Annotated in this window: 2 protein-coding genes; both read right to left on the reverse strand. The window is 70.6% G+C overall.

Features of this window, described 5'->3' with window-relative positions; translation table 11 throughout:
* Positions 1-159: 159 nt before the first annotated feature.
* Positions 160-528: a hypothetical protein gene (locus EJC49_RS25010; RefSeq protein WP_126702646.1), complete on the reverse strand. Its 369-nt coding sequence runs from the start codon at positions 526-528 to the stop codon at positions 160-162.
* A gap of 104 nt (positions 529-632) precedes the next feature.
* A partial coding sequence (locus EJC49_RS25015; protein WP_210211868.1) for a pyrroloquinoline quinone-dependent dehydrogenase occupies positions 633-2,768 on the reverse strand: 2,136 nt, incomplete at its 5' end.

Consider the following 2,768-nt stretch of genomic DNA (forward strand, 5'->3'; position numbering starts at 1 on the left):
CGCAGCGGCGCGGCGGGACATCCGCGGCGCCAGGACGCCAGCCGCGGCGGCCGCGGGGATGATGACGGCGTCGCTCATGGCCCTGCCGGGCGAGGACGCCTCGCCGCCGGGCGCGACGTTCTCTCTCCACCGGACGCAACGGCCATGGCGACGCCTTGCCTAGCCGGCCAGACGACCGCTGGCGCGGTCGGCGTCCCAATCGGACGCTTCGCCGGAATGATCGTCCGATGGTTCTCCGGGCGCGCGAGCGTCGGGCGCCGCTTCGGACGCGGGGAGCGCCGCCTCGACGGGCTCGGAGCTCGGTTCGTCCGCGTCACCCGGCGCGACGCTTTCGGGCGCCTGCGCCGCGACGGCATGCAACAGCATGACCTTGGCGCGGGCGACCAGCTCCTCGCGGATCGTGTCGCCGCCCTCGTGCGGGTCGGCGATGGTGACGGCGACCTCGTCGCCCCCCTCGCCGATGAACCGGACCAGAGACGTGTCTTCGGCGACGGTCGCCGCCGTGACCTTGATGTCGACTACCTGCATGTCAGACCTCCTGGGGCCGCCCGCATCCGCCTTCAACGCCGTCGGGGCCGTTTCGTTCGATGCCGGGGCGCCGATGGCGGTCCAAGCCGTCGGCCCCCGGAGAGCTACGGCCTTGCGGCGCCCGGCAGGGACCAGGCGATCACCGCGTCGCCGATCGGCGTTTCCATGAAATGGTGCCCGCCGGCCATGATCGCCACGTATTGACGCCCGTCCACGGCATAGGTGATGGGCGTCGCCTGCCCGCCCGCCGGCAGGACGGCCTGCCAGAGCGTCTCGCCGGTGTCGACGTCGATCGCCTTCAGGAGATCGTCGGTGGTGGCCGCGATGAACATGATGCCGCCGGCCGTCATCACGCCGCCGGCATTGTTGGGCGTGCCGATGACGAAGGGCAGGCGCGAGGGGATGCCGAAGGGTCCATTGGAGCGCGCCGTGCCGAAGGGCCGGTCCCAGAGCGTTTTGCCGGTGGCGAGGTCGATGGCCCGGATTCCGCCATAGGGCGGCTGCTTGCACATCAGGCCGGTGAACGGCACCCGCCAGCCGGCATTGACGTCGATGCCCCACGGCACGCCTTCCTGCGGCTGCATGGAGTCGGGCGCATCGGGGTCGCTCCGCTCGGCGCTGTCGATCGGGCGCACGCCGAGCCGCTCGATGCGCTCGCGCTCGACGAGCTGGTTGTGGTTCGGCATGTCGTTGTAATTGGCGATGATCACGCCCCGAACGGGATCGACGGCGATGCCGCCCCAGTCGGAGCCGCCATTGTAACCGGGATACTGGATCCAGCGCCGGTCTGCCGACGGCGGCGTGTAGATGCCGTCATAGTTCGACTGGCGGAACTGGATGCGGCACCAGAGCTGGTCGAGCGGCGACATGCCCCACATGTCGCGCTCGGTCAGGTCGGGCCTGGCGAGCGTGTGATAGGTGGAGAAGGGCTGCGTGGGCGAGAGATTTTCCGGCTCGACGCCGCCGGTCGGCACCGGCCGATCCTCGACGGGAAACAGCGGCTCGCCCGTGGCGCGGTTCAGCACGTAGATGTCGCCCTGCTTCGACGGCAGCACGATCGCCGGCACGGTGGAACTGCCGGCGGGAAGGTCGACCAGCGTTCCCTGCGAGCCGAGATCATAGTCCCAGACGTCGTAGCGAACCGTCTGGAAGTGCCAGGCCGGCCGCCCGGTGGTGACGTCGAGCGCCACCAGCGACGTCGCATATTCGTTGGAGAGCTCGCGGCGGTCGGCGCCGTAGTAATCGACGGCCGAGTTGCCGAGCGGCAGATAGACGAGGCCGAGCTCGTCGTCGCCGCTGGCGATGGTCCACATGTTCGGCGTGCCGCGCGTGTAGGTCTCGCCTTCCGGCGGGAGGCCGGTGATCTCGGGATTGGCGAGATCCCACGCCCAGCGAAGCTCGCCGGTGACCGCGTCGTAGCCGCGCACGACGCCCGAGGGCGCATCGCGGCGCTGGTTGTCGAGCACCTGGTGACCGATGACCACGACGCCGCGAACGATTGTAGGCGGCGAGGTGACGGAGAAGAAGCCCGGCACCGAATCGCCGATGCCCTCCAGAAGGTTGACCTGGCCCTGCTCGCCGAAACCGGCGCAGGGCAGGCCGGTCTGTGCGTCGACGGCGATCAGCCGGGCGTCGAGCGTGCCTTCGATGATGCGCGTGGCGCAGGCCTCCTCGACGCGCTCGCCCGGGGTGGCGTAGTAGGCGACGCCGCGACAGCTGGCGCTGTAGGGAATGGCATCGGTGGATACGCCCGGGTCGTAGCGCCAGATCTCGCGGCCGGTGTCGGCGTCCAGCGCGATCAGCTGGTTCATGGCCGAGCACAGGTACATCCGCCCGTCGATCACCAAAGGGGTGGTCTCGGCGGCGTACTTGCCTTCGCTGCCGTCACCGTCCCGGGGCAGGTCGCCGGTGTTGAACTCCCATATCTTTTCCAGCCCGGAGACGTTGTCGCGGTTGATCTGGTCGAGCGGCGAATAGCGCCGCGCCTCGTAGGTGCCGCCATAGGCCGGCCAGTCGTCGCCGACGGGCAGCATGGGCATGGGTTCGGCGGGGATCGCGTCGGGGGCCGTGGCGGCGGCGTCTTCCTCGACGGCGTCCGGCTCGGGATCGGTCGCATCCGGCGAAGGCGGCGCGGGCGCAGGCAGGACCTCGTCGACGGCAGCGTCCGGCGCGGGTTCCGCGGGCGCGGCCGGATCGACCGGCGCGGGGGACGCGTCTTCGGCGGGTGTGGCCGAGATCGG

It is taken from the genome of Aquibium carbonis, from assembly GCF_003970795.1.
GTDB lineage: Bacteria > Pseudomonadota > Alphaproteobacteria > Rhizobiales > Rhizobiaceae > Aquibium > Aquibium carbonis.

Coding starts and splice junctions, on each gene's coding strand:
- EJC49_RS25010 (WP_126702646.1), bottom strand. CDS start 528: ATGCAGGTAGTCGACATCAAGGTCACGGCGGCGACCGTCGCCGAAGAC.